Here is a 1,181-nt window from a genome sequence, read left to right as displayed (position 1 = left end):
CGCCGATTGTAAAATCAAGTTGAACACTTTATAAAAATAAAAGTCCATCTGGACCTGTTTGATAGAATGTTAATATCCACAAAAACATCTATTGGAGGTCACAAATGGACTCTTTACATTTTACCATGAATCAGCACGTTAAAGGCAAGCACTTATCATTTGAAGAGCGGGTTGTTATCCAAACCCGTTTAAAAGATGGTTATTCTATTAGAGCGATTGCTCGCGAATTGGGCTGCTCTCCTTCTACAATTAGCTATGAGGTTAAACGTGGTACTGTTTCTCTCTATCATGGCAAGCAGCAGCGCTATAAGGCTGAACATGGTCAGAGCGTTTATCAGATTAATCGTCGTCACTGTGGTCGTAAATCGGACTTCTTGAAGAAAGCAAACTTTATTAGCTACGTCATTAATCATTTTTTTGAGGACGGCTGGTCACTTGACGTTTGTGCCAATCGTAGCTTAGCTATCGGTGAATTCTCACATCATCAAACAGTCTGCACCAGAACTTTGTACAACTATGTAGAACAAGGCCTAATTGCAATTAAGAACTATGATTTGCCTGAAAAAATTAAACGTAATACCAAGCTCCATCATGTTCGCAAAAACAAGAAAAAGCTGGGACGAAGCATCGAAGAGCGACCTAAAGAGATTGACCAGCGCAATGAATTTGGTCATTGGGAATGTGATCTTGTTCTAGGGCATAAAACCAAAGATGATCAGGTTCTATTAACGCTTTCTGAGCGCATGAGCCGTGAATTCTTGATTATTCGCATACCTGACAAGACATCTGCCAGTGTCATGCAGGCTTTTAAAATGCTTCAAAAACAATACAGCGAGCACTGGAATGACATCTTCAAGACGATTACTACTGACAATGGTTCAGAGTTTGCGGATTTAGCTAATTTAGAAGAAGTTTCTAAGACTCTTATTTATTATGCTCATCCTTATACTTCTTGTGATAAAGGAACTGTTGAAAGACATAATGGTCTTATTCGCAGATTCATTCCTAAAGGAGACTGCATCAATAACTATTCTCTCCAACAAATCATTGATATTGAAACCTGGTGCAACTCTTTACCCAGAAAGATCCTGGCATATCACACACCAGATGAAATCTTCGAAAGAGAATTAGATAAAATCTATCAAACAGCGTAAGTGTTCAATTTATTATTGCAATTTACG

The 1,181-nt window shown here is 38.3% G+C and carries 1 protein-coding gene; it reads left to right on the top strand.

Annotation, left to right across the window (positions count from 1 at the left end):
- The first annotated feature begins 104 nt into the window (after positions 1 to 104).
- Positions 105 to 1,154 (top strand): IS30 family transposase, encoded by a 1,050-nt coding sequence (locus CP368_RS10035; protein ID WP_098044451.1) that lies wholly within the window; start codon positions 105 to 107, stop codon positions 1,152 to 1,154.
- Positions 1,155 to 1,181 lie beyond the last annotated feature (27 nt).

This window comes from Lactobacillus sp. UMNPBX17 (genome assembly GCF_002553735.1).
In the GTDB taxonomy this organism is placed as follows: Bacteria; Bacillota; Bacilli; order Lactobacillales; family Lactobacillaceae; genus Lactobacillus; species Lactobacillus gallinarum.
Note: the sequence above shows the minus strand (reverse complement) of the source record. Positions and strands in the feature narration are given on the sequence as shown.

Bases quoted from the DNA above. Each gene is read 5' to 3' on its own strand.
- CP368_RS10035 (WP_098044451.1), top strand. From the start codon at position 105: ATGGACTCTTTACATTTTACCATGAATCAGCACGTTAAAGGCAAGCAC.